Below are 22,468 nucleotides of genomic sequence, written 5' to 3' on the forward strand. Positions count from 1 at the left end.
GTCCGCCTCCCGTGAACTGTCCGTTGGTGAAAGAGTCGGACTCAAAACAAATCGCGCGGGCGGGCGTTCCGCGGATCGTCGTATGGGTGTGGGAGGGCGTCAGCCGCGCGCGGCGGCGGCCATTTCGGCGTTGCGCCGTTCGGAGGCGGCGAGCGTCTCGCGCAGCAGCGCCTTGAGCGCGTCGCCCCGATCGAGCACGTTCAGCCCCTCTCGGGTCGAGCCGCCGGGGCTGGCGACCTTGTCGGCCAGCGCGGCGGGCGAGTCCGGCGATCCGGCGGCGAGCAGCCCGGCGCCTTCGACCGTCGCGACCGCCAGCCGCGCGGCCTGTTCGGCGGGGAGGCCGAGCGCAGCGCCAGCATCGGCGAGCGCATCGATGAAGCGATAGACGAAACCTGGGCCGCAGCCGGCGAGCGCAGTCACGGCGTCGAACAGCGCCTCATCTTCGATCCACTCGACCAGGCCGAGCGGCTTCATCAGCGCGTCGATCTCCGCCGAGCGCGCGCCGTGGAGCGCGACCACGCCCTTGCCCAGCGCCACCGGCAGATTGGGCATGGCACGGACGATCCGATGCTCGGGATAGCGCGCGGCGAGCGTATCGGTCTCCACGCCCGCGAGGATCGAGATCAAAGTCGCGCCGGGCGCGGCGGGGAGCGGCGGGATGTCGCCGAGTTGCTGCGGCTTCATGCCGAACATGATGAAGGCGGGCGCCGGTTCGTCCGGAAAGGTCCTGCCCTGCCGCACGCCCGCGGGCAGCTCGCGATCGTGGCGGTTGAGGACGAAGACGCGCGGTGGGTCGACCGCGCCGCACTCGATCCAGCGGCGGAGCATCGCCCCGCCCATGTTGCCGCAGCCGACGAGCCAAAGGGCCCCGACGAGCGCCTGGCTCACGCCTCGCCCTGCGTTTCGATCAGCGCCGCGGCGATCGCGTCGGCGGGCGTCTTGCCGCCCCACAGCACGAACTGGAACACCGGATAGAAGCGCTCGCACTCGTCGATCGCGCTCTCGACGAGCTGCTCGGCCTGGTTGAGCGTCAGCGTCGGCTCGCCGGCGCCGTCGATCATCGCGGCGTGGCGGAAGAGCAGGATGCCGCTGGCCGACCATAGCTCGAAATGGCCGATCCAGAGCTGTTCATTGACCAGCCCGATGGTCTCGTAGATCGAGGCACGACGCTCGTTGGGCACGCGCACGTCGGGAAAGGCGAGGAACTGCAGCACGCCGTCATCCTCGCGCCAGATCGCGCGAAGCTCATATTCGGTCCAGCTGCCCTTTACCTTGGCGACGATCTCTTCGTCTTCGCGCTCATAGGTCCAGCCATGCGCGGCGAAGTAATTCTCCAGCATGTCGATGGGGGCAGCGTCGTCGCGGTCGAATTCCGCTTCGTCGAGCATCAATACCTCCACACCGCCGAACAGGATGAACGGTGTCCTGCCAACCGTGTTCCCGCGGCACAAGCACGCGGTTCGCAAGCCTGTCGAAAAGCTGTGGACAAGAAGTGGGCCAATTCGCTCGCTTCAGGCGTCGCCTTGCGGCTTCTTCGCACGCGGCGCCGCAGCCGGCTTGGCCGCGAGCTGCGCCTCGAGCGCCGCGAGGCGCGCCTTGAGCGCATCGGCCTCGTCGCGCGCCGCCGCTGCCATCGCCTTCACGGCCTCGAACTCGTCGCGGCTCACGAAGTCGAGTCCGCCGATCCATTCGCGCGCACGCTCACGCGCCGCGGACTCGGTCTCGCGCGCCATGCCGGCGAAGGTGCCCGCCGCACCGTTCACGAACTTCACGAAATCGTCGAACAGGCGGTTGTCGGTCTGCATCTCGAAATTCCAATCGACTGGTTACTGAATCTGCATTTGGTCTGCCCCGCGCCCCAGCACAAGGCTTGCCGCGTCGGGATTGAGCCGATCGATCTCGTAATTCAGCACGCCGGCGAAGCACAGCCAGCCCAGATAGGGGAGCAGCAGCAGCGCCGCGCCCTTGCGCACGCGCCAGAAGAGCACGAAGGTCAGGAGCACCAGCACGATCAGCGCGACGATCATGATCAGCGCAGTGGTCACCTGATGCATGCCGAAGAACACCGGCGACCAGGCCAGGTTGATCGCGAGCTGCACCGCAAAGACCGTCAGTGCGAGCCCGCGGCCCGGTGCCCGGCGCGCGTTGATCACCATCGCCAGCGCCAGCCCGAGCAGCACGTAGATGATCGTCCAGGCGACAGGAAAGGCCCAGTCGGGCGGCATGATTTCGGGCTTGGTCAGCCGGACGAACCAGGGATTCTCGCTGCCGCTCGGCGCAAGCCGGCCCGAGGCGAACCCCAGCAGGAGGATGAACGGTACCGTTACGATCGCCCAACGAAGATACGCGAGACGCAACTGACCCTTGGACGCGATTTCGCTCAATGTGTCCCCCTTTTCCAGCCGGGGCGCGTGCCCGGGCCTTCATCCCGGGGCGACCTAATATGAAGTTTCGCCTAGCTGCAAAAGCATAGCTTCAGCCGCGCTGTGCCGCGATGAGAAACTCGACATTGCCTTCGGGGCCGGTGATCGGGCTTTCGGTGATTCCGATCACGGTCCAGCCCTGGGCCGACACCCAGTCGGCGACTTCGCGGCAGACGCGGGCATGGACTTGCTGGTCGCGCACCACCCCGCCCTTGCCCACTTCCTCGCGCCCCGCCTCGAACTGCGGCTTGATCAGCGCCACCAGCCGCGCGCTTGGGGCAGCGAAGCCGAGCGGCACCTCGAGCACCTTGGCGAGGCCGATGAAGCTCGCGTCGCACACGATCAGGTCGACCTGCTCGGGGATATGCGCGGGGGTGAGCACGCGCGCGCTGGTCTGCTCGTGGACGATCACGCGCGGGTCCTGCCGCAGCTTCCAGGCGAGCTGGTTGGTGCCGCTGTCGACCGCATAGACCCGCGCCGCGCCGCGGCTGAGCAGCACGTCGGTGAAGCCGCCGGTCGACGAGCCGACGTCGATCGCCACCGCGCCGGTCACGTCCCACTCGAAATGGTCGAGCGCATGCGCCAGCTTGATGCCGCCGCGCGAGACCCAGGGATGATCGCGCCCGCGCACTTCGATCGCTGCATCCTCGGGCAGCGTCTGGCCGGGCTTCTCGACCTTGCGCTCGCCGGCGAAGACGAGCCCGGCCATGATCAGCGCCTGGGCGCGCGTGCGGCTTTCGGCGAGGCCGCGGTCGACGAGCATCTGATCGGCGCGGAGCTTGGCCATGCCGGACCCTTTAGGTGCGGCACTCCGCGCCGGCAATCCTGCCGGAGCGTGGCGCGCGAACGCCGGAAGTGGACACGCCGGAAGTAGACAAAGTTTGCACCCTCCGCACGGTTTTCGCGAAACGCCCGACCTTTCAAAGAGCCGCCGGAGCCACCGCCGGCCGACCGGCACAGCAAGCGAAATCCCACATTGCAAGCGCGCCTTTCGGCCTGGCGCCGCAGCCACTCGCTTCGGCGCAACGGGGCGCCGGACCCGGCGCAGCAGTATTGCCTATTAGATTGATGGGAATTAAATCGTGAGTCCGGCCATTCCCTCCCGTGGAGCGGATTTATGTCCATCTTCTCACCCCTGGACGAACATTCCCCGGTTGTCCTCACCGTCCCCGGGCTCGGCGGCTCGGGCCCTTCGCACTGGCAGACGCTCTGGGAGCAGTCGCGCCCCGACACGCACCGAGTCGAGCTCGGCATGTGGGAAACGCCTCATCGCAATTCCTGGGTGACCAAGCTCGACCAGGCGATCCGCAGCGCGCAGGCGCCGGTGGTGCTCGCCGCGCACAGCCTGGGCTGCCTTGCCGTGGCCTGGTGGGCCGAACTTTCGGGGCAACCCTTCGCCTGGCCGGTCGCCGGCGCGCTGCTCGTGGCGCCGGCCGACGTGGACCGCGAAGGCGTGCGGCCCGAGCTCGCCGGCTTCGGCCCGACTCCGCGGCGATCGCTGCCCTTCCCTTCGATCGTCGTCGCCAGCAGCGACGATCCCTGGATCTCGCGAGACAAGGCACGCGAATTGGCGGGAGGCTGGGGGAGCCTGTTCGTCGATGCGGGGCCGCAGGGCCATCTCAACGCCGCGTCGGGAATCGGCTGGTGGGAAGAGGGCCAGGGCCTGCTCGACCGCGTGCTCGACGCCGCGTCGGACCGCAAGGGCCGGCTCCGCTCGGCAGCGGATGCGCGCTCGGTGCTGGCGGTGAACGCGACCGACGCGGCCCAGACGCACTATCTCGGATCGCCCGCGTGACGTCCGTGCAAGCCATCGCACTACGCCCTCGACCCGGCGCAACTTCGATGGATGGCGGGCGGTCCCCTTCCTAGATGGAAGGTTCGCAGGCGTGGCCGGGTGGCGTGCCCCTAGAGCGCCACCCGGCCTACTCGCTTCCCGCGCGAAAAGGCCGGCATCGCGCCACAAGGCTTAGGTTGTATCGACATTCATCTCCCTTTCCTTTCAGGGAGGGGAGCGCATTACGCTATCGCGCCGCCCCGCGCATCCTGCGCGACCAAAGGTCACACCAAGGTCACACTATCGCGGCGGTTCGAGCGGGCCTGACCATCGGCCGATCCGGCGGTGCGATGCCGGAAGTCGACACGGCGGAAGTGGACAAAGTGGACACCCCAACGCGGGCGGATGCGCGTGCGTACGTGCGCGCGCGCGGGCGCGGGCGCACGCGTGTACGCGCGAGACGCCGATTATATTCAGATTGAGAAAGAGCGTTCCCGTTATGTTTCAGGCCAAATCCAATTTTGCAAGCGGCAATATCGTGCGCCGGACGCCTGGGTTGTCTCCGCATTCATCTCCCCTCCCCAAAAGGGAAGGGAGCACGTTAGGCTGAATGTCGATACGCCCCGGGCGCCTTCCGCGTGGAACTCGCCTCGCCTAAGCTGAGGTACATGCTCTACCTCGCCCTAAAGTCCGTCATCTCCGGCATCCTGATCGCAGTCGCATCGACTCTCGCGAAGCGATATCCCGGCTTCGGGGCGCTCATCGCGTCGCTTCCGCTGGTGTCGGTGCTGGGCATGATCTGGCTGTGGAACGAGAAGCCAGACGCCGGGAACATGGCAGCGCACGCGAGCGCTACCTTCTGGTACGTCCTCCCCTCGCTCCCGATGTTCCTGCTCATTCCGCTGCTGCTTCGGCATGGATCGGGGTTCTGGCCCGCCTTGATCGCAGGGTGCGTCCTCACTGTCGTCCTCTACACCGCGATGACCTGGATGGCTCCCCGCTTCGGCCTACGGCTCTGATCTGACCCTCGTTTCCGCAGGCGGCGGAAATATGCGGATGATATGTTGTACCCTGACCTCATCGGGTCTATATGCCGCCCATGCCGGTGAGTCTCCCGCTAACCCGATTCTGGGGTGGTATCGATGCGCGCTTCGATCGCATCGCGATGGGAGTGAGCGGCCTGTGCCTCGTCCATTGCATGGCGACGACGCTGCTGCTGACCGTGCTGTCCTCCGCCGGCGCGCTGGTGCACCCCGCGATCCACGAGGTCGGGCTGGCGCTGGCGATCGGCTTCGGCGTGCTCGCACTGGGCAAGGGCGTCTATTCGCACGGCTATATGATGCCCGCGGTGGTCGGTGCCTTCGGCATCGGCATCATGGCCGGCGCGCTGAGCCTGCCGCATGGCGGATTCGAGACCTTCTGGACGCTGGTCGGCGTCAGCATCGTCGCGCTGGGCCACGACCTCAATCGCCGCGCCACCTACTGATCCGCGCCTTGCCCGCGGGCGCCCGCGCGCCTAAATCTGTAGCATGCATGCGCACGACCATCACGAGCATCACGGCACCGACCTCACCCGCGCCGCGCAGGTGACGCTGGAGAAGGCCGGCGAGCAGTGGACCTCGATGCGCGAGCGCGTGTTCGAGGCGCTGGCGGGGTTCGAGAAACCCGCCTCCGCCTACGACATCGCCGAGGCGGTCTCCAAGGCAGAGGGGCGCCGTGTCGCCGCGAACAGCGTCTATCGCATCCTCGACCTGTTCGTCGGCGCGAACCTCGCGCGTCGCGTCGAGAGCGCCAACGCCTATGTGGCCAACGCGCATCCCGACTGCCTGCACGACTGCATCTTCCTGGTCTGCGATAGCTGCGGCCAGACCACGCACATCGACGACGATTCGATCACCAAGACGGTGCGCGCCGCCGCGCGGCACGCCGGATTCTCGCCCGAGCGGCCGGTGATCGAAGTACGGGGCAAGTGCGCCGACTGCGAGTGAGCGGCGGCTTTTCTCACCGAAATCTCAGCTTTTGCTCATGACCCGCACGGCGCGACCTGCGACGAGGCGCGCCGCCGGACGAGCGCCGGCAATCGACACCAACAAGCTTGAGGAGTAAGGGCGGTTGAATGGCTGATCTTCCGAACACGCCGCTGCTCGACAGCGTCGAGACGCCCAAGGACCTTCGCAAGCTCGATCCCAAGCAGCTCCGCCAGCTCGCCGACGAGCTGCGTGCGGAGACGATCTCTGCGGTGGGCACGACCGGCGGGCACCTCGGCTCGGGACTGGGCGTGGTCGAGCTCACGGTCGCGATTCATTATGTGTTCGACACGCCGGCGGACAAGCTGATCTGGGACGTCGGGCATCAATGCTATCCGCACAAGATCCTGACTGGCCGGCGCAGCCGCATCCGCACGCTTCGGCAGGGCGGCGGGCTCTCCGGCTTCACCAAGCGGAGCGAGAGCGAGTACGACCCCTTCGGCGCAGCGCATTCGTCGACTTCGATCTCGGCCGCGCTCGGCTTCGCAGTCGCCAACAAGATCGCCGGCCAGCCGGGCAAGGCGATCGCCGTGATCGGCGACGGCGCGATGAGCGCGGGCATGGCCTATGAGGCGATGAACAACGCCGAGTTGGCGGGCAACCGGCTGATCGTGATCCTCAACGACAACGACATGTCGATCGCGCCACCGGTGGGCGGGCTCTCGGCCTATCTGGCCCGCACCGTCTCCTCGTCCAACTATCTGGGCCTCCGGAACTTCGCCAAGCGCGCGATCCGCCGCATTTCTCGCCGGGTGCACGACGCCGCGCAAAAGGCCGAGGAATATGCCCGCGGCATGGCGACCGGCGGCACGCTCTTCGAGGAGCTGGGCTTCTATTATGTCGGCCCGATCGACGGGCATAACCTCGAGCATCTGATCCCGGTGCTCGAGAATGTCCGCGACAGCGAGCATGGGCCGATCCTGGTCCATGTCGTCACCAAGAAGGGCAAGGGCTATGCCCCGGCCGAGGCGGCGGCGGACAAGTACCACGGCGTCCAGAAGTTCGACGTGATCACCGGCGCCCAGGCCAAGGCGCCCCCGGGGCCGCCGAGCTACACCAATGTCTTCGCCCAGGCACTGCTCGCAGAGGCCGAGCGCGACCCGACGGTCTGCGCGATCACCGCGGCGATGCCTTCGGGTACCGGGCTCGACAAGTTCCAGCAGCTGTTCCCCGATCGCTGCTTCGACGTCGGCATCGCCGAGCAGCATGCCGTCACCTTCGCGGCGGGTCTCGCCGCGCAGGGAATGCGGCCCTTCTGTGCGATCTACTCGACCTTCCTGCAGCGCGCGTACGACCAGGTCGTCCACGACGTGGCGATCCAGAACCTGCCGGTGCGCTTCGCGATCGATCGCGCGGGGCTGGTCGGCGCCGACGGTGCGACGCACGCAGGCAGCTTCGACGTCACCTATCTCGCCTCGCTTCCCAATTTCGTCGTGATGGCGGCGGCCGACGAGGCCGAACTGGTCCATATGACGCACACCGCGGCGCTGCACGACAGCGGCCCGATCGCGCTGCGCTATCCGCGCGGCAACGGCACGGGCGTCGAGCTGCCGGCCGCGCCGCAGCGGCTCGAGATCGGCAAGGGCCGCGTGGTGCGCGAGGGCAAGACCGTCGCGATCCTCTCGCTCGGCACGCGGCTCGGCGAGGCGCTCAAGGCCGCCGAGGCGCTCGACGCGCGCGGACTTTCGACGACGGTTGTCGACCTGCGCTTCGCCAAGCCGCTCGACGAGGCGCTGATCCGCCGACTGCTCACCAGCCACGAAGTCGCGGTGACGATCGAGGAAGGCGCGATCGGCGGACTGGGGGCGCATGTGCTGACGCTGGCGAGCGACCTGGGACTGACCGACTCGGGGCTCAAGCTGCGCACGATGCGCCTGCCCGACGTCTTCCAGGACCAGGACAAGCCCGAGAAGCAATATGACGAAGCGGGGCTGAACGCCCAGCATATCGTCGATACGGTGCTCAAGGCTCTGCGCTACAACGAGAGCGTAGTCGAGGGCGGCGCGCGCGCCTGACCGTTGAAACACTGCCATGTGCATGTTATGTACATGCACATGGCTACCCAGCTTTCCGATCCGCGTTCCAGCCGCGTCGTCGTGCTGGTCTCGCCCGCCGAGAAACGGCGGATCGCGGCCAATGCGGCTGCGGCGGACATGACCGTCAGCGACTTCATGCGCACTGCCGCCGAACGCTATTCGGAGCCGACCGAAGTCGAGAAGCTGCTGATGCGCGACCTGCTCGCGCAGCTCGAGGCCGCCAATGCGCGTACGGAGAAGGCGTTCGCCGCGCTCGAGGCGGCCGAGGCGCAGGCCGATGCGTTCGACGAGGACGCCTATCGCGCCAAGGCGCGCGAGGCGCTGCTCGCTCGCACCGACATCGACTGGGATGCGCTGCGCGGCGCGCTTTCGGGCGGCAAGACGCAATGAGCTTCTGGACCGACGCGCTGCGCGCGCTCCAGCAGGTCACCTTGCTCCAGTACAAGGTCGAGCAGGCGCTGACCGTCGCCGAAGAGGCCCGGCGCCACTCGATCGAGACCCGCGAGCGACTGATCCAGCTCGAGACGCTGATCGACCTCGCGATGAAGCGCCCCGCCCCGCCGCCGATCCAGCCGCAGCTGCCCGAAAATTGAACGCCGTCCCGGCGTTGCGCACGTCTCTTCGCTGGCAAAGCCCTCGCGCGCGAAGTAAACGCCTCCCGTGCTCCAGATGACGACTCCGACAGCCTCCACCCGGCCCCGCGCGCTTTCCAACTGGCTCTTCGCGGTCGCCGCGCTGATCGTGCTGATGGTGGTGGTCGGCGGCATCACCCGACTGACCGAGTCCGGGCTGTCGATCACGCAGTGGAAGCCGATCTCGGGCGTGATCCCGCCGCTCAACGACGCGCAGTGGCAGGCCGAGTTCGACAATTACAAGCGCATTCCCGAGTATCAGCAGCTCAACCAGGGCATGACGCTCGCCGGGTTCAAGTCGATCTTCTTCTGGGAGTATTTCCACCGGCTGCTCGGGCGGCTGATCGGGCTGGCCTTCGCGCTGCCGCTGATCTGGTTCGCGATCAAGCGGCAGATTCCCAAAGGCTATGGCTGGCGGCTGGTCGCGCTGCTCGCGCTCGGCGGTTTCCAGGGCGCGATCGGCTGGTGGATGGTCAAGTCGGGACTGAGCGTGCGCACCGACGTGAGCCATCTGCGGCTCGCGACGCACCTGCTGGTCGCGCTGTTCACGCTCGCCGCGATCGTCTGGACCGCGCTCGACCTGCGCGTGCTCGCCCGCACGCCCGACGCGCGCCCTGCCCGCCTCACTCCGCTAGGCGCCGCGGCCGGGCTGATCCTGTTCTTCCAGCTCTTCTACGGCGCGCTCGTCGCGGGGCTCAACGCCGGGCTGGTCACCGACCAATGGCCGCTGATGAACGGCCGCTTCTTCCCGGGCGCGACGATCGAGGGCCGGCCGTTCTTCGACGCGCTCGTCAACGACCCCGCGATCGTCCACTTCGTCCACCGCTGGTGGGCCTGGATAGCCGTCGCCGCGCTGGTCCTGCTGGCGCGCGCCACGCGCAAGCTCGACCGCCGCGCCTCGATCGCGATCCACAGCGCCTTCGGCACGCAGATCCTGCTCGGCATCGCCACGGTGATGAGCGGGGTGAACATCGAGCTGGCCGCGCTCCACCAGCTCACCGGCGCGCTGCTGCTCGTCGCCACGACCTGGGGCGCGCACGTCGTCGGGCAGCGCCGGTGAGCGACCTCGCGCTCCTCTATACTACCCTCCCCACGCGCGCCGACGCCGAGCGCGTCGCCCAGACCGTCCTCGCCGAACGGCTCGCCGCCTGCGTCAACCTCCTCGGCGCCAGCTCAGCCCTCTATCGCTGGGAAGGTGCGATCGAGCGCGCCGAAGAAGTGCCCGCGCTGTTCAAGACCACCGTCGAGCTCGCCGAGCGGCTGCGCGAACGGATCGAGGCGCTGCATCCCTATGACCTGCCCGTGGTCGAGATCTGGCCCGTCGCGGCGACCTCCGCGGTCTGGCGCTGGGTGAGCACGGAAACCGGCTGATGCTTGCCGCGGCGATACTGCTCCAGGCGGCGGTCGCCGCGCCGGCCTTCGCCCCGCCGCTCGACGTGCCGCTGCTCGTCACCACCGAGCAGACCGCGACCGACGCCGCCAGCGAGCGCCGCTATGCGCTGCACCGGTTGATCCGCTTCCACCGCGAGGATGCAGGCTATCGCGCCGAAGTCCGGGTATTGGCCCCGCAGGCGGAGGCCTCGGCCGGCGTGGGCGGGATGGTCGATGCCGGCTTCGCGGCGCTTACCGGGCAGACGCTCGTCTTCCATCTCGACGATCGCGGGAGCGTGACGGCGGTGGAGGATGTCGACGCGCTCTGGGGCCGGCTGTGCGATGCGATCGGCACGCTGGCCGGCAGCAAGGCGCGCGATCCCGCCACCCGCGCGACGCTGGCCGAGCGCATCGCCACGCCGCTGCGCGGCCTGCCGGAGGCTCGCCGCCGGGCGATGCTGAGCACCCTGGTCACGGCGGTCATCGACGACGAACCGCGCGCGCCGGCCGGCAGCATCGCGCCCGTGCGCATTCCCGGAACCTCCCCGCTCGGCGCCGCGCAGATGCTGGAGGGCATCCGCACTACCACTGCCGTCGAGGGCGGGGAGTTGCAGTCGGTCACGCGCGCGTCGAGCGCCGCGCCCACGGGCGCCGACGCCAGCCGCATCGAGCTCGAACGGCTCCGCCGAACGGACCCGCGCAGCGGGCTGATCCGCTTCGCGAGCGACACCAACCGCATCGTCACCGGCACCGGCGAGAGCGCCCGCCAGGCAGTGCGCACGACCGTCGTCCGCGTCGTCCCGGCAGCCCCCGGCGCATGGCCCGGAAGCTGATGGTATTATAATACCCGTCAGCAAATCGGCCGATTTGCTTGACTTTCGCGAGCCCCTCAGCCAAATGCCCGCCGTCCGCGCTGCCCCTCGGGGTGGCGCGCTTGCGTTTCAAACGAAAGGTCCCGGCCCCATGAAGGAGCTGATGAAGACCACCAAGTCGGCCAAGCCGCACGAGGTGGAGAAGAAGTGGCACATCGTCGATGCCGACGGCCTGGTGGTCGGTCGCGCGGCGACGATCATCGCCAATGTGCTTCGCGGCAAGCACAAGACGAGCTTCACCCCGCACGTCGACTGCGGCGACAACGTCATCGTGATCAACGCCGACAAGGTGCGGTTCACCGGCAAGAAGCTGACGCAGAAGTTCTACTACAAGCACACCGGCTATGCCGGCGGCATCAAGGAAGTCCGCGCCGACAAGGTGCTCGACGGCCGCTTCCCCGAGCGCGTGCTCGAGAAGGCGATCGAGCGCATGATCCCGCGCGGCCCGCTCGGCCGCCAGCAGATGCGCAACCTGCGCATCTACAAGGGTTCGGAGCACCCGCACGAGGCGCAGAACCCCGAAGTCCTGGATATCGCGGGCATGAACCGCAAGAACAAGGTGGGCGCATAATGTCCGACAACCGCCAGTCCCTTTCCGATCTGGGCAACCTGACCCAGGGCGCAGCGCCTGTCGAAGGTGCGGAAGCCGCCGCTCCCGTCGTCCAGGTGCAGACCACGCCGCTGCGCCAGCAGGAAGTCGACAAGTTCGGCCGCGCCTATGCGACCGGCCGCCGCAAGGACGCCGTCGCCCGCGTGTGGCTGAAGCCCGGCACCGGCAAGATCACGATCAACGGTCGTGACCAGGAAGTCTATTTCGCGCGTCCGACGCTGCGCCTCGTCATCAACCAGCCGTTCGGTGTCGCCGAGCGCGAGGGCCAGTATGACGTGGTCTGCACCGTCAAGGGCGGTGGCCTTTCGGGCCAGGCCGGCGCGGTCAAGCACGGCATCGCCCAGGCGCTGACCCGCTACGAGCCGGTGCTGCGCAGCCCGGTCAAGGCCGCCGGCTTCCTGACCCGCGACAGCCGCGCCGTCGAGCGTAAGAAGTACGGCAAGGCCAAGGCCCGCCGCAGCTTCCAGTTCTCGAAGCGCTAAGGCTTTCCGCACGGAAACACGAAGGGGCGGTCCGGCAACGGGCCGCCCTTTTGCTTTGGGCTCTCTCCCGGCGCCGTTCGTCGCCTGGGGGCGAGACAGCGTCGCGAAGCGCAGGTAGCATCTCCGCCCAAGGGAACCGATCGCCCGCCGGGCATTTCGGTCCGCAGGAGAGATGCCTGATGACCTCACGGAACGCGACGCCCTTCCTGCCCCTCGCCGACGACGGCGTCTGGCCCGAGGACGTGCGGCGGTCCGCATCCGACATCGCCCATCTCCTTGCGTTCGGCGCGCTCAACTGGCCGTGGTTGCTGCGCAGCCTCTCGGGCGGATCCAGGGCAGCCAAGGCGGCGCTGCTCGAACGGCTCGACCTCGCGCCCGACGCGCTGCCGCACCTGGGCAGCTGGAAGGCCGACACCGGCTTCCTCACGCTGATCGTCGACCAGATCGAGCGCCAGCGCCCGCAGATCGTGCTCGAGCTCGGCGCCGGCGCCTCGAGCCTGATCGCCGGCCGCGCGCTCCAGAAGTTCGGCGGTGGCCGGCTGATCAGCTGCGACCAGCACGCCGGCTTCGTCGAGGCGACGCGGGGCTGGCTGCACGAGAACGGCGTCGAGACCGAGCTGCGCGCCACGCCCCTCATCCCCTCCCCAGGCGGCTGGCCCGGGGTCTGGTACGATCACGGCCCGCTGCCCGCGCGCATCGACCTGCTTCTTATCGACGGCCCGCCCTGGACGATCCACCCTTTTGTGCGCGGCGCGGCCGACAGCCTGTTCGACCGGCTGCCCGTGGGCGGCACGGTGATGCTCGACGACGCCGCCCGCCCCGGCGAGCGCGTGGTCGCGCGCAAATGGCGGCGGAAGTGGCCGGACTTCGAGTTCCGGTTGGTCAATGCGGGGACCAAGGGCACGCTGATCGGGACGCGGCTGCGGTAGGCTAGTCCCCTCCCTGAAAGGGAGGAAGGGGAGCAACTCAGAGCGTCACCGCGCCTTCACCCTTGAACCGCGCGCGGGTCTCGAAGCTCGCACCCTCCACGCGGATCTCGTTGAACGACGGGGGCTGGTCGCGGACGCGTTCGGAGAGGGTACCCGCGCCGATCAGCCGGACCGTCCGGCCACCGACTGGATATTCGACGTCGAACGGGTCGTGGACATGGCCGGTGAGCACGGCATGCGCTCCCGCCGCGGCAAGCGCGTCGAGTGCCATCCGGCCGTGGCGCGTAAAGGACGTGCCGCGCGTCCCCGCCTCGATCAGTGGGTGGTGCGCGGCGACGAAGATAAGGTCGCCCGCGGGCACGGCCTCGACCAGCGCGAGCGATTCCTGCAGCGCGTGCGTGCTCACATAGCCCTTGGCCCAGTTGAGCCGCAGCTGAAACCGCGCGGTGGTCTTGAGCGGCACCACCGCGACGCCCTTCACGTCGAGCGGGCGCTCGATCATCCGCTCGAGTGCCTGGTAGCGTTTGTAGGGCGTGACGAAGCGCGCCCAGAGATTGAAATAGGGCAGGTCGTGGTTGCCGACTTCCACCGTCACTGGCCGCCCCAGCCCTTCGAGCCATTTGGCCGCGGCGGCGAACTCGCGCGCGCGGGCGCGCATCGTCAGGTCGCCGGTCATGACGATCGCGTCGGGCTGCTCCTCGACCACCTTGCGGCCGAACCAGTCGACCGCCTCGCGGTCCTCGCGGCCGAAATGGACGTCGCTGACATGGAACAGCCGGATCATGGCTCGGGCGCCTCCGCCTTGGTGGCGATGAAGGTCTCGAGGCTGCGCCCGGCGCGGATCGGCACCGAGGGCGCAAGCGTCACCGGCTCGCCGTCGAACAGCGCGAGCACCGGCCGGTTGCCGCGGATGCGCAGCTCCTGGGTGCAGGTCTCGCTCACCGCCCGCGCCGCGACCCAGTCGCCGGTCAGCCAGTCCCAGCCGAGCTGGGCGATCGAGCCCCAGTCGCGCGCATCGACGCCGGCGACATGGAGCTCGTGCGGATAGGGAGTGACGAACACCGCCTGATAATCGTCGTGCAGCCCCGCCGCACCCGCGACGCGGATTCCGCGCTCGCCGAAGGTCCTGCGCCAGGCGCTGCGCACCGCCGCGCCGAGCCGGCCGATCCGCCCGTCGCGCACTGCCTCGCGCGCGCGGAACCACGCCGCGGCAGGGCCGAGGATCAGCCCGACGAAGGCGCGGTTCTCGCCCGCGATCACATAAGGAAGCGCGACGCGCCGATCGCATTGGTGCGCGGCATGGACGATCTTGTGCGGATCGGTCTCGTCATGCAGTCCCTTGGCGAGCAGGTTCATCGTGCCCCCGGGCAGGATCAGGAAGGCGCCTTCCCATTCCCCAAGCGCGCAGAGCGCCGCGTTGATCGTCCCGTCGCCGGCGAAGAGCACCACCGTGTCCGCCCGCGCCGCGTCCAGTTCCTCGCCCGTCGGCAGCTTCTGCTCGGGGAATTCGGTGCGCCCCGCCAGGGTGAGCCCCTGTTCCTCGAACACCGCCTCCAGCGCTTCGCACTTGGCGCGCGTCGCGGTGCCGGAATTGGGATTGGTGATGAACCAGAGCCTGTCCATTGCGCCGCCCAACGCGCGAGGGGGGAATTGGTGGCTTGCCCCGCGCCCACACTCTTTTCCCCTCCCTGGAAGGGAGGGGCAAGGGGTGGGTCAGGCGCTGGGCGAGGCTCGATGCCTCGCACCGCGCTTTTCAGCGGAGCGCTGATGAGTCCTTTCGAGCGCGCAGACGCGCGCACCCACCCCCAACCCCTCCCTTTCAGGGAGGGGGAGAACCTGGACTAGCCCCCATACCGATACAGCCGCACGCGCTGCACGCCCATGACGTCGAGCGGCAGGCGGACGTGGCGGCCCTGGTGGGTCTGGTCGCCGTTGAGCACGCGGCCGGGCACCCATTTGCCATCGACGAACCTGCCTTCCTCGACGCGGTCGAGCCCGGCGCGGCCCTTGCCGTCGGCCGGCTCCACCGTGACGGTGATGCCGCTGCCCGCGATCAGATAATCCTCGCCGCCGAGCCACAGGATCATGCCGCCATGCTCGGCCGCCACCTGCTTGTCCTTGGGCGTCCAGGGATCGACGAAGCTCACCGTGAAGCGATAGCCGCCGAGCGTCTGGACCTGCGGCGTCTCGTCGACCTGCCCCTCGAAGGTCACGGGCGGCGAGAAGCCAAGGATGCGGTTCGCCTTCTGCGCCTCGAGGATCTGCGGCGCCATGCTGCCGAGCAGGCCGTAGAGCGCGCCGAGCCGGGCCGCGCCCGCCTCGTCGATGCCCTCGATGCCGAAGGGGCTGAAACCGATGCCGCGATGCTTCGCGATCACGGTGAAGGCATTGGCGGCGGCATGCGCCTCGCCGGCGTTGTTCGCCTCGGGGACGAACAGCGGGTTGCCCGGCCGCGCATAGCCCGCGGCGATCCCGGCGAAGCTGGGGAAATAGATATCGGGCGCGAGGAAATCGAGCGAGGGCGCCCCTTTGCGCCAAACGTCATAGAGATGCGCGAGCGGCCCGCCGCTCGGATATTCGCCCGGCTGCTTGCCCGGCCGGCCCTGCGCGCCGTTGACGTACATCGGCAGCGGATATTCGCGCTTGCCCGCCTTGGCGACGACTTCGGTGAAGCGCGCATAGGCATCGACGGTGAACGCCTCCTCCGATCCGCGGAACCTGGCGAAGGCCGCGTCGGCGACGCGCCCGTGCTCGCGCGCGGTGGGGAGGAAGCCGATCTCGTTCTCGACCTGGACCATCACCACCGTGTGGCGCTCGCCATCGACTTCGCGCAGGTGCCGCATCAGCGCGGCGAAGGCGCGCGCATCGGCGTCGCGGGTCTCGGTGCCGAAGGCCGAGAGGATCTCCTGCGCCTTGCCGTCCGGGCCGGTGGTGCGCGGGAAGCGCCGCTCGTCGCGCTTCACCCAGGCGGGGACATAGGTCGACATCGAGTTCTTCCACGTGCCGAACCACAGCAGCACCAGCCGCATGTCGTGCGCGCGGGCATCCTCGATCAGCCAGTCGACCGAGGAGAAGTCGAACTTGCCTTCCTGCGGCTCGATCAGCTCCCAGCTCACCGGCGTGATCACCGTGTTGAGGTGCATCGCCTTGAGCTTCTGCCAATAGGGCCCCAGCCATTCGCGGCTCGACGCGCTCGAATTGCCCAGCTCGCCGCCAAGGACGAGGAAGGGCTTGCCCTCGACGAGCAGCTGCCCGTCCTTGACCTGGGGGATCTGGGCGGCGGCGGGGACTGCGGCAGTCAGCAGCAGCAACGGGGCAAGGCGGCGCAACATGGGCGTCCGTGTCGCCGGGACGAGGGAACTCGTCAAGCGCCGGGGCCTTTTCAGCTGCTCCAGCAAAGGTGACCCGATGACCCTCCAGCCGCAGCACAGCGTGAGCGAGGCCGAACGGCAGCACGCGCTCGGCCAGGTAGTGACCGAGGGTGCCTTCGCCGCCGCCGCGACGGCGCTGACCAGCGGCGTGATCCTGACCGCGCTGGCGATGCACTTGGGCGCGTCGAACCTGGTGATCGGCGTGCTGGCGAGCGCCCCCTTCCTCGGCCAGCTGCTCCAGGCGCCGGCGATCCTGATCGTCGAACGGCTGCGCCAGCGCAAGCTGATCTCGGTGGTGAGCAGCCTCACCGGCCGCGCGATGATGGCGCTGATGGCGCTCTCCCCCTTCCTCCCGCCCGAGCTGGGGATCGCCGCGCTGGCGCTCGCCCAGCTCATCCTCTGCGGCATGGGCGCGATCGGGACCTGCGCCTGGAACGCCTGGATGCGCGACCTGGCGCCCGAGGATCGGCTCGGCTGGGTCTTCTCGCGCCGCACCAGCTATGCCGCGACGGTGAGCCTGGCCGCGGGGATCGCCGCCGCGATCGTGCTCGACCGCACGACCGAGGGATCGGCATGGCGCAGCATCATCTTCGGCGCGCTCTATGGGCTGGGCTTCCTCGCCGGGCTCGTCAGCGCCTGGCTGACCTCGCGCATCGCCGAGCCCGCCATGCCGCCGCGCCCCGAGGTGCAGCTCGGCCTGTTCGGGCTGCTACGCGAGCCGCTGGCAGACCGCAACTTCCGCCGGCTGACCATCTTCCTCGCCAGCTGGCAGTTCGCGATCAACTTGGCGACGCCCTTCTTCACCGTCTTCATCGTCCGCCAGCTCGGCTTCGACATGACCTTCGTCATGGTGCTGAGCGTGGTGAGCCAGCTCGCCAATCTGGTGGCGCTGCGCAACTGGGGGGCGCTGGCCGATCGCTTCGCCAACAAGTCGGTGCTGCTGGTCGCCGCGCCGACCTATATCGTCTGCATCGTCGCGATGGTCGGCGCTTCGCAGATGGCGCACGGGCCGTGGCTGGTCGCCTATCTGGTGGTGCTGCACCTGTTCATGGGATCGGCGGTGGCCGGCGCGACGCTCGCCACCACCAGCATCGCGCTCAAGCTCTCGCCCAAGGGCCAGGCGACCGCCTATGTCGCCACCGCGGGGCTGGCGACCGCCGTTGCCGCGGGCGTGGCGCCGATCCTGGGGGGCGCCTTCGCCGACTTCTTCGCCGCGCGCCAGTTCGAGCTGCTGCTGCGCTGGACGAGCCCGGACGGCGTCGCGATCGTCTCGCCGCTGCGGCTGTCGCAATGGGATTTCTACTTCCTCATCGCCGGCGCGCTCGGCCTCTATGCGCTCCACCGGCTGACGCTGGTGCGCGAGAAGGGCGAGATTCAGCGGCGCGAGATGATCCAGCAGGTGATCCACCAGACCCGTCGCACCGCGCGGAACCTCTCCACTGTCGCGGGGCTGCGCACCCTCACTTATCTGCCCGCCACTTTGCTCCGCGATGCGGAGGTCCGCGCGCGCTTCCTGCGGCTCCAGCGGCGGCGAATAAGGCAGATGCGCGGGGCAACGATTCCCGCCTAGCTCTGTTGTGGCAGGCATGGCCGACATGGAACCTCTCCCCGCGCGCTCCGGCTCCGGCAGACTTCCCGGAGTCAGCCCTAACCTGTTGTTGCTGCGCGAGGAATTGCGCTCGAGCACGATGAAGAAGGTCGCCGAGCTTGGGCTGGGCGACCTGGGGGTCGAGATTCGCGCCGGGCGTGACGCGCTCTGGGCGATCGTCCGCCGGCCCGGCAAGGGCGGCCTCGCGCTGCGCGCGGCCTATGCGCTCGGCGGCTGCTCGAACATCCGCACTCCCAAGCCGCACGAAGGCGAGGCGCTGCGCGTGGAGTTCACCTCCACGGTCGGCCGCCACCTCGTCAGCTTCCGCCTGCAGGAGGATGCGCTGCCGGTGCTGCGCGTCATCTCGCGCGTGACGCCATCGGTGCCGCTGCTCGTCCCCTTCCTTCCCCGCGACCTGTTCGCGCTCGATGCCAACGACGATCCGGCGGGCGCGGTCGGCGTGGTGGAGGCGGCGCAGCGCGGCATGAACGGCGGCGTCGACTATTTCCGGCTGTGCAAGCCCGCCTTCGGCAGCGTGCTCTATTTCCAGAACTTCACCAGCCTGAACCCCTATTTCATCGCCACCGGCACCACGCCCGACGGCGCGGTCGGCGGCGAGTGGCCGGAGATCGGCTTCCTGCCCCCCACCGCGCCGCAGAAAGGCCGGCCGCCGCTCGATCCGCTTCCGGCGGGCGAGGAAGTGGTGGTCCTCGACACGCTGCTCGCCTTCCATCAGGACCCGGACGGCGACGAAGCAGAGATGGCGCGGCGCTATCTCTCGCTGCTCGGCTCGATCTACCGGCAGATCGAGCCACCGCGCACCGATTATCGCGACTGGGTGGGGCGCGCCGAGGCATCGCTCAAGGACCTCGACAGGGCGAACGAAGCGACGATCCGCCACTACGGCTTCCGCTACATCCACCCCTATACCGCGACCGAATATCCGGACTCGATGGTCCAGATCTCGGTGCTCGCCGCGATCCGCGACTATGAGGCGTGGAAGCAGGAGGAGATCCCCCTGCTCGCCGAGCTCAAGCGCGGCGTACGAAAATTCTACGACGCCAAGCTCGGCACGCTGCGGCGCTACCTGCCCAATGTCGGCAAGGACAAGGACAAGGACGCGGTCGACAGCTGGTATCTCTACCACCCGCTGCTCAACCTCGGCCGGCTCGCGGCGGACGGCGACCATCGCGCCAAGCGGCTGTTCCTCGATTCGATCGAATTCGGGATCGAGGCCGCCCACCATTTCAAATACCACTGGCCGATCCAGTACAACGTGACCGACTTCTCGGTGATCACTGCCTCGCGCGACGAGGAGGGGCTGGGCCAGACCGACGTCGGCGGCATCTATGCCTATGTGATGCTCCAGGCCTTCGAGCTGACCGACGACAAGCGCTTCCTCGACGAGGCCCGCGCCGCCATCAAGGCGGCGGAGGGTATGCGCTTCAATCTCAACTATCAGGCAAACCTCACCGCCTGGGGTGCCTCCGCGTGCCTGCGGCTGTGGCGGATCACCGGCGAGAAGACCTATCTGCGGCAGAGCTACGTCTATCTCGCCAGTTTCTTCCACAATGTCGTGGTGTGGGAGTCCGAGATCGGCCTGGCGAAGCACTACCGCACGTTCCTGGGCGCGACCGCGCTCCACGATGCGCCGTACATGGCGCTCTACGAATGCTTCGACAGCTTCTCGGCGTTCGAGCGTTTCCTCAAGGACAGCGGCCCCGACCTCGATCCGGCGGTGCGGATGCTCGTCTCCGAATATTGCCGCTACACGCTCGATCGCGCCTGGTTCTACTACCCCGCTTCGCTCCCGCCCGAGGCGATCGCCGAGAAGTCGCGCAACAGCTATGTCGACCGCAAGCTCAGCTTCCCGGTCGAGGACCTGTACGTCGACGGACAGCCCGCGGGCCAGGTCGGGCAGGAAATCTACGGCGCCGGCGCGGCCTTCGTCTTCGCCAGCCGCACCTTCCACACAGTGAGCGGCGCGCCTTTCCGCATGTTCTGCGATCATTTCCTGCTCGCCAGCGAGCGTCCGTCGGAGAGTGCGCTGGCCTTCCAGCTCGGCGGCGGCGACGGCCGCACCGCGCGGCTCAGCCTGGTTCGCACCGGCCGCGCGAAGCTGCCCGAGTTCCATGTCGCGACGCCGAGCGAGGAAGCGATCGAGCCCTGCTTCCGCGACGAAGACCGCGTCGATTACATCGTGCCGGCGAACGGACGAGTCACGCTGCGCTGGGGAACCTAAGCCGGGCCCGAACACTGGACTCGACAATTCTAGGAGAGAATCCATGCCCGAGCTCGCCGATCCGCCCGCGCGCGACCTGGCCGACGCGCACACGGAGCAGCCCAGCCTGGCCGGCCGGCGCGCGCTGATCAGCGGCGGCACCACCGGCATCGGCCGCGCCATCGCGATCCTGCTCGCGAGCGAGGGCGCCAGGGTCTTCGTCTGCGGCCGCACGCCCGAGCATCTCGACGACGCGCTCAAGCGCATCCGCGAAGTCGGCGAAGGCGACGGCATCAACATCGACCTCACCCGACAGGAGGAGATCGAGCGCTTCGTCAGTGAAGCCGAGCGCTATCTCGGCAAGATCGACATCGCAGTGATCAACGCCGCGCTCCCCGCCGAGACGCTGGAGGAAAGCGAGCCCGATTTCATCCGCTATGTGATGGACACCAACCTCACCGCCGTGGTCGAGACCGCCAAGCTCGCCACCGAGCGGATGGAGCCGGGCAGCGACGTGGTGTTCATCGGCTCGATGTCCTCGGTGACGCAGGAGGCCGGCTCGTCGGTCTACGTCGCCGCCAAGACCGGCATGGAGGGCTTCGCCATCGCACTGCGCAAGGAGCTGGCGGAAAAGGACATCAAGGTCGGCATCATCCAGCCGGGCCTGACCGGCACCGACATGCAATATCCCGAGATCCCCGCAGACAAGCAGCGCGAGATGATCCACCAGCACAAGATGCTCCGCGCCGAGGACATAGCGGTTGCCACGCACTATATGCTCACCCAGTCGCGGCGGTCGCTCGTGTCGATGATCCACGTCGAGCCGCGCATCGCCGAATGAGCAGCTTCCCTGTTGATCGCCTGGTCTTCGGTCCCGACGACGTCGACCTCGCCCGCTCGCCCCTCGCCGGGCATCTCGGCGCCGAGACCTATGTGCTCGGCGCGTTCAATCCCGGCCTGACGCGGCTGCCCAACGGCAATCTCCTGATGATGGTTCGGATCGCCGAGGCGCTGCGCCAGCCGATCTTCGACGGCCATGTCCACGCGATCCGCTGGGAAGCCGAAGGCGGTCGGCGACATGCCGGGGGCATGTCGCAGGCCGGCCGCTACGTCCTCGATGCCTGGCCGCTCGACCAGGTCGACACCGCCGATCCCCGCAAATTCCTGATCCGCGGCGGGCGCTGGCGCGTGATGGCGCTGACCTCGCTCTCCTGGATCCTCCCGGTCGAGCTGTCGGCCGACGGTCTGGACGTGGTCGCGGTCCATTATGACCGCGCGGTCGCCCCGCAGGGCAGCTTCCAATGCTATGGCGTTGAGGACGCCCGCGTCTCGCACGTCGGCGACCGCTGGCTGATGACGACCTGCTCGGTCAGCCCCGAGCGCCATTCGACCACGCTCTACAGCTCCACCGACGGGCTCGAATGGACGTTCGAGGACGTGGTCCTCGATCACCAGAACAAGGACATGCTGATCTTCGAAGGCCGGATCGACGGGCAATATTGGGCCCAGACCCGCCCCCTCGGCGACCTCTATTTCGCCTATCCGCCGGGCAGCGAATGGCGCGCCGGCCCCTCGATCAACCTCGCCACGTCGCCCGACGCGCTCCACTGGAAGCCGCACCGCGAGCCCGGCATCCGCCCCCATGCCGACACGATCGCGACTGCGCGCATGGGCGGCGGCACGCCCCCGATCCTCACCGATGAAGGCTGGCTGACGCTGTGGCACGGCGTCGAGCCCAAGGAGATCGTCGGCGTCTATCGCACCTATTGGTCGATCCTCGACCGCGACGATCCCACGCGCGTGCTGCGCACCGAACACGCTCCGCTGCTCGAGGCCAATACCGAGCTGACGCGGCCGCTCGAGGACAAGATGTACGTCCGCGACGTGGTGTTCACGACGGGGATTGCCGATGCGGGGGATCACTATGTCGTGGCCAGCGGCGAGGCCGACCTGGCCTGCCGGATCACGCATGTGCCGAAGAGCGTGTTTCAAGCCTAAAGCCCCTCCCCTTCAGGGGAGGGGTTTGGGGTGGGGGACTCTCCACGAGCTTGTCGCCCGCGATTACTGCCCCACCCCAACCCCTCCCCTAAAGGGGAGGGGCTAAGAGCGGCGCCGATCCTTCTCCCTCCGGA

25 protein-coding genes are annotated in these 22,468 nt (G+C 68.4%); 17 read left to right on the forward strand and 8 right to left on the reverse strand.

The genetic code is table 11. From position 1 onward, the window contains the following. Positions 1 to 99 precede the first annotated feature (99 nt). From J7500_RS14685 to J7500_RS14705, 5 genes are all read right to left on the reverse strand, one after another. A complete protein-coding gene (locus J7500_RS14685) occupies positions 100 to 888 on the reverse strand; it encodes a pyrroline-5-carboxylate reductase dimerization domain-containing protein (protein ID WP_294062579.1) in 789 nt (262 codons plus the stop codon). Then, complete coding sequence (locus tag J7500_RS14690) at positions 885 to 1,388, reverse strand: YbjN domain-containing protein (RefSeq protein WP_294062580.1); 504 nt, start codon at positions 1,386 to 1,388, stop codon at positions 885 to 887. The genes J7500_RS14685 and J7500_RS14690 overlap by 4 nt, the downstream gene beginning before the upstream one ends. 123 nt (positions 1,389 to 1,511) lie before the next feature. Beyond that, positions 1,512 to 1,805: an accessory factor UbiK family protein gene (locus tag J7500_RS14695; protein WP_294062582.1), complete on the reverse strand. Its 294-nt coding sequence runs from the start codon at positions 1,803 to 1,805 to the stop codon at positions 1,512 to 1,514. A 21-nt stretch (positions 1,806 to 1,826) separates the two neighbouring features. Next, the gene (locus tag J7500_RS14700; protein WP_294062583.1) at positions 1,827 to 2,384 is read right to left on the reverse strand and encodes a TspO/MBR family protein; all 558 of its coding nucleotides are present in this window, start codon (positions 2,382 to 2,384) and stop codon (positions 1,827 to 1,829) included. A gap of 91 nt (positions 2,385 to 2,475) precedes the next feature. Next, positions 2,476 to 3,210, reverse strand: a complete 735-nt coding sequence (locus tag J7500_RS14705) for a TlyA family RNA methyltransferase (protein WP_294062584.1) — start codon at positions 3,208 to 3,210, stop codon at positions 2,476 to 2,478. A gap of 330 nt (positions 3,211 to 3,540) precedes the next feature. Between J7500_RS14705 and J7500_RS14710 the strand changes: the two genes are divergently transcribed. From J7500_RS14710 to J7500_RS14770, 13 genes are all read left to right on the forward strand, one after another. Beyond that, positions 3,541 to 4,218, forward strand: a complete 678-nt coding sequence (locus tag J7500_RS14710; protein WP_294062586.1) for an alpha/beta hydrolase — start codon at positions 3,541 to 3,543, stop codon at positions 4,216 to 4,218. A 647-nt stretch (positions 4,219 to 4,865) separates the two neighbouring features. Further along, positions 4,866 to 5,216 (forward strand): DUF3147 family protein, encoded by a 351-nt coding sequence (locus J7500_RS14715; RefSeq protein WP_294062588.1) that lies wholly within the window; start codon positions 4,866 to 4,868, stop codon positions 5,214 to 5,216. Between the two features lie 80 nt (positions 5,217 to 5,296). Then, entirely contained in the window at positions 5,297 to 5,683 is a 387-nt protein-coding gene (locus J7500_RS14720; RefSeq protein ID WP_294062589.1) for a MerC domain-containing protein, read from the forward strand. Positions 5,684 to 5,726: 43 nt separating this feature from the next. Further along, the gene (locus J7500_RS14725) at positions 5,727 to 6,185 is read left to right on the forward strand and encodes a Fur family transcriptional regulator (protein ID WP_294062590.1); all 459 of its coding nucleotides are present in this window, start codon (positions 5,727 to 5,729) and stop codon (positions 6,183 to 6,185) included. A 128-nt stretch (positions 6,186 to 6,313) separates the two neighbouring features. Continuing rightward, complete coding sequence (gene dxs, locus J7500_RS14730) at positions 6,314 to 8,239, forward strand: 1-deoxy-D-xylulose-5-phosphate synthase (protein WP_294062591.1); 1,926 nt, start codon at positions 6,314 to 6,316, stop codon at positions 8,237 to 8,239. Between the two features lie 39 nt (positions 8,240 to 8,278). Next, positions 8,279 to 8,650: a hypothetical protein gene (locus J7500_RS14735; protein ID WP_294062592.1), complete on the forward strand. Its 372-nt coding sequence runs from the start codon at positions 8,279 to 8,281 to the stop codon at positions 8,648 to 8,650. Beyond that, on the forward strand, positions 8,647 to 8,853 hold the full coding sequence (locus tag J7500_RS14740; RefSeq protein WP_294062593.1) for a hypothetical protein: 207 nt from the start codon (positions 8,647 to 8,649) through the stop codon (positions 8,851 to 8,853). The genes J7500_RS14735 and J7500_RS14740 overlap by 4 nt, the downstream gene beginning before the upstream one ends. A 76-nt stretch (positions 8,854 to 8,929) precedes the next feature. Continuing rightward, positions 8,930 to 9,952: a COX15/CtaA family protein gene (locus J7500_RS14745; RefSeq protein ID WP_294062693.1), complete on the forward strand. Its 1,023-nt coding sequence runs from the start codon at positions 8,930 to 8,932 to the stop codon at positions 9,950 to 9,952. Beyond that, on the forward strand, positions 9,949 to 10,263 hold the full coding sequence (gene cutA / locus J7500_RS14750; protein ID WP_294062595.1) for a divalent-cation tolerance protein CutA: 315 nt from the start codon (positions 9,949 to 9,951) through the stop codon (positions 10,261 to 10,263). The genes J7500_RS14745 and cutA overlap by 4 nt, the downstream gene beginning before the upstream one ends. Beyond that, complete coding sequence (locus J7500_RS14755) at positions 10,263 to 11,096, forward strand: hypothetical protein (protein WP_294062596.1); 834 nt, start codon at positions 10,263 to 10,265, stop codon at positions 11,094 to 11,096. The genes cutA and J7500_RS14755 overlap by 1 nt, the downstream gene beginning before the upstream one ends. A gap of 130 nt (positions 11,097 to 11,226) precedes the next feature. Continuing rightward, the gene (rplM, locus tag J7500_RS14760; protein ID WP_294062597.1) at positions 11,227 to 11,706 is read left to right on the forward strand and encodes a 50S ribosomal protein L13; all 480 of its coding nucleotides are present in this window, start codon (positions 11,227 to 11,229) and stop codon (positions 11,704 to 11,706) included. Further along, entirely contained in the window at positions 11,706 to 12,227 is a 522-nt protein-coding gene (gene rpsI, locus J7500_RS14765; RefSeq protein ID WP_294062598.1) for a 30S ribosomal protein S9, read from the forward strand. Before rplM ends, rpsI begins: the two co-directional genes overlap by 1 nt. Before the next feature lie 179 nt (positions 12,228 to 12,406). Then, on the forward strand, positions 12,407 to 13,156 hold the full coding sequence (locus tag J7500_RS14770; RefSeq protein ID WP_294062599.1) for a class I SAM-dependent methyltransferase: 750 nt from the start codon (positions 12,407 to 12,409) through the stop codon (positions 13,154 to 13,156). A gap of 37 nt (positions 13,157 to 13,193) precedes the next feature. Here J7500_RS14770 and J7500_RS14775 read toward each other — a convergent pair whose 3' ends face one another. From J7500_RS14775 to J7500_RS14785, 3 genes are all read right to left on the reverse strand, one after another. Then, positions 13,194 to 13,940 (reverse strand): metallophosphoesterase, encoded by a 747-nt coding sequence (locus J7500_RS14775; protein WP_294062600.1) that lies wholly within the window; start codon positions 13,938 to 13,940, stop codon positions 13,194 to 13,196. Continuing rightward, positions 13,937 to 14,779, reverse strand: coding sequence for a diacylglycerol kinase family protein (locus tag J7500_RS14780; RefSeq protein ID WP_294062601.1), 843 nt, complete (start codon positions 14,777 to 14,779; stop codon positions 13,937 to 13,939). Before J7500_RS14780 ends, J7500_RS14775 begins: the two co-directional genes overlap by 4 nt. A gap of 218 nt (positions 14,780 to 14,997) precedes the next feature. After that, positions 14,998 to 16,488: a DUF5597 domain-containing protein gene (locus J7500_RS14785; protein WP_294062603.1), complete on the reverse strand. Its 1,491-nt coding sequence runs from the start codon at positions 16,486 to 16,488 to the stop codon at positions 14,998 to 15,000. A gap of 76 nt (positions 16,489 to 16,564) precedes the next feature. Here J7500_RS14785 and J7500_RS14790 point away from each other — a divergent pair, with 76 nt between their 5' ends. The 4 genes from J7500_RS14790 to J7500_RS14805 are packed head-to-tail and all read left to right on the forward strand — an operon-like array spanning position 16,565 to position 22,334. Then, positions 16,565 to 18,097: an MFS transporter gene (locus tag J7500_RS14790; RefSeq protein ID WP_294062604.1), complete on the forward strand. Its 1,533-nt coding sequence runs from the start codon at positions 16,565 to 16,567 to the stop codon at positions 18,095 to 18,097. Positions 18,098 to 18,122: 25 nt separating this feature from the next. Then, entirely contained in the window at positions 18,123 to 20,357 is a 2,235-nt protein-coding gene (locus J7500_RS14795) for a hypothetical protein (protein WP_294062606.1), read from the forward strand. Positions 20,358 to 20,400: 43 nt separating this feature from the next. Next, the gene (locus tag J7500_RS14800; protein ID WP_294062607.1) at positions 20,401 to 21,177 is read left to right on the forward strand and encodes an SDR family oxidoreductase; all 777 of its coding nucleotides are present in this window, start codon (positions 20,401 to 20,403) and stop codon (positions 21,175 to 21,177) included. Continuing rightward, entirely contained in the window at positions 21,174 to 22,334 is a 1,161-nt protein-coding gene (locus J7500_RS14805) for a glycosidase (protein WP_294062609.1), read from the forward strand. The genes J7500_RS14800 and J7500_RS14805 overlap by 4 nt, the downstream gene beginning before the upstream one ends. Positions 22,335 to 22,468: the final 134 nt, after the last annotated feature.

It is taken from the genome of Sphingomonas sp. (assembly GCF_017744835.1).
Taxonomy (GTDB): Bacteria; Pseudomonadota; Alphaproteobacteria; order Sphingomonadales; family Sphingomonadaceae; genus Sphingomonas.

What these genes read in the sequence shown, in the direction of transcription:
- J7500_RS14790 (WP_294062604.1), top strand. Translation starts at nt 16,565, where the DNA reads ATGACCCTCCAGCCGCAGCACAGCGTGAGCGAGGCCGAACGGCAGCAC.
- J7500_RS14795 (WP_294062606.1), top strand. Translation starts at nt 18,123, where the DNA reads ATGGAACCTCTCCCCGCGCGCTCCGGCTCCGGCAGACTTCCCGGAGTC.
- J7500_RS14720 (WP_294062589.1), top strand. Translation starts at nt 5,297, where the DNA reads ATGCCGGTGAGTCTCCCGCTAACCCGATTCTGGGGTGGTATCGATGCG.
- J7500_RS14800 (WP_294062607.1), top strand. Translation starts at nt 20,401, where the DNA reads ATGCCCGAGCTCGCCGATCCGCCCGCGCGCGACCTGGCCGACGCGCAC.
- rpsI (WP_294062598.1), top strand. Translation starts at nt 11,706, where the DNA reads ATGTCCGACAACCGCCAGTCCCTTTCCGATCTGGGCAACCTGACCCAG.
- J7500_RS14725 (WP_294062590.1), top strand. Translation starts at nt 5,727, where the DNA reads ATGCATGCGCACGACCATCACGAGCATCACGGCACCGACCTCACCCGC.
- J7500_RS14770 (WP_294062599.1), top strand. Translation starts at nt 12,407, where the DNA reads ATGACCTCACGGAACGCGACGCCCTTCCTGCCCCTCGCCGACGACGGC.
- J7500_RS14715 (WP_294062588.1), top strand. Translation starts at nt 4,866, where the DNA reads ATGCTCTACCTCGCCCTAAAGTCCGTCATCTCCGGCATCCTGATCGCA.
- J7500_RS14695 (WP_294062582.1), bottom strand. Translation starts at nt 1,805, where the DNA reads ATGCAGACCGACAACCGCCTGTTCGACGATTTCGTGAAGTTCGTGAAC.
- J7500_RS14755 (WP_294062596.1), top strand. Translation starts at nt 10,263, where the DNA reads ATGCTTGCCGCGGCGATACTGCTCCAGGCGGCGGTCGCCGCGCCGGCC.
- J7500_RS14735 (WP_294062592.1), top strand. Translation starts at nt 8,279, where the DNA reads ATGGCTACCCAGCTTTCCGATCCGCGTTCCAGCCGCGTCGTCGTGCTG.
- J7500_RS14805 (WP_294062609.1), top strand. Translation starts at nt 21,174, where the DNA reads ATGAGCAGCTTCCCTGTTGATCGCCTGGTCTTCGGTCCCGACGACGTC.
- J7500_RS14775 (WP_294062600.1), bottom strand. Translation starts at nt 13,940, where the DNA reads ATGATCCGGCTGTTCCATGTCAGCGACGTCCATTTCGGCCGCGAGGAC.
- J7500_RS14745 (WP_294062693.1), top strand. Translation starts at nt 8,930, where the DNA reads ATGACGACTCCGACAGCCTCCACCCGGCCCCGCGCGCTTTCCAACTGG.
- J7500_RS14740 (WP_294062593.1), top strand. Translation starts at nt 8,647, where the DNA reads ATGAGCTTCTGGACCGACGCGCTGCGCGCGCTCCAGCAGGTCACCTTG.
- J7500_RS14780 (WP_294062601.1), bottom strand. Translation starts at nt 14,779, where the DNA reads ATGGACAGGCTCTGGTTCATCACCAATCCCAATTCCGGCACCGCGACG.
- J7500_RS14690 (WP_294062580.1), bottom strand. Translation starts at nt 1,388, where the DNA reads ATGCTCGACGAAGCGGAATTCGACCGCGACGACGCTGCCCCCATCGAC.
- dxs (WP_294062591.1), top strand. Translation starts at nt 6,314, where the DNA reads ATGGCTGATCTTCCGAACACGCCGCTGCTCGACAGCGTCGAGACGCCC.
- J7500_RS14705 (WP_294062584.1), bottom strand. Translation starts at nt 3,210, where the DNA reads ATGGCCAAGCTCCGCGCCGATCAGATGCTCGTCGACCGCGGCCTCGCC.
- J7500_RS14710 (WP_294062586.1), top strand. Translation starts at nt 3,541, where the DNA reads ATGTCCATCTTCTCACCCCTGGACGAACATTCCCCGGTTGTCCTCACC.
- J7500_RS14785 (WP_294062603.1), bottom strand. Translation starts at nt 16,488, where the DNA reads ATGTTGCGCCGCCTTGCCCCGTTGCTGCTGCTGACTGCCGCAGTCCCC.
- rplM (WP_294062597.1), top strand. Translation starts at nt 11,227, where the DNA reads ATGAAGGAGCTGATGAAGACCACCAAGTCGGCCAAGCCGCACGAGGTG.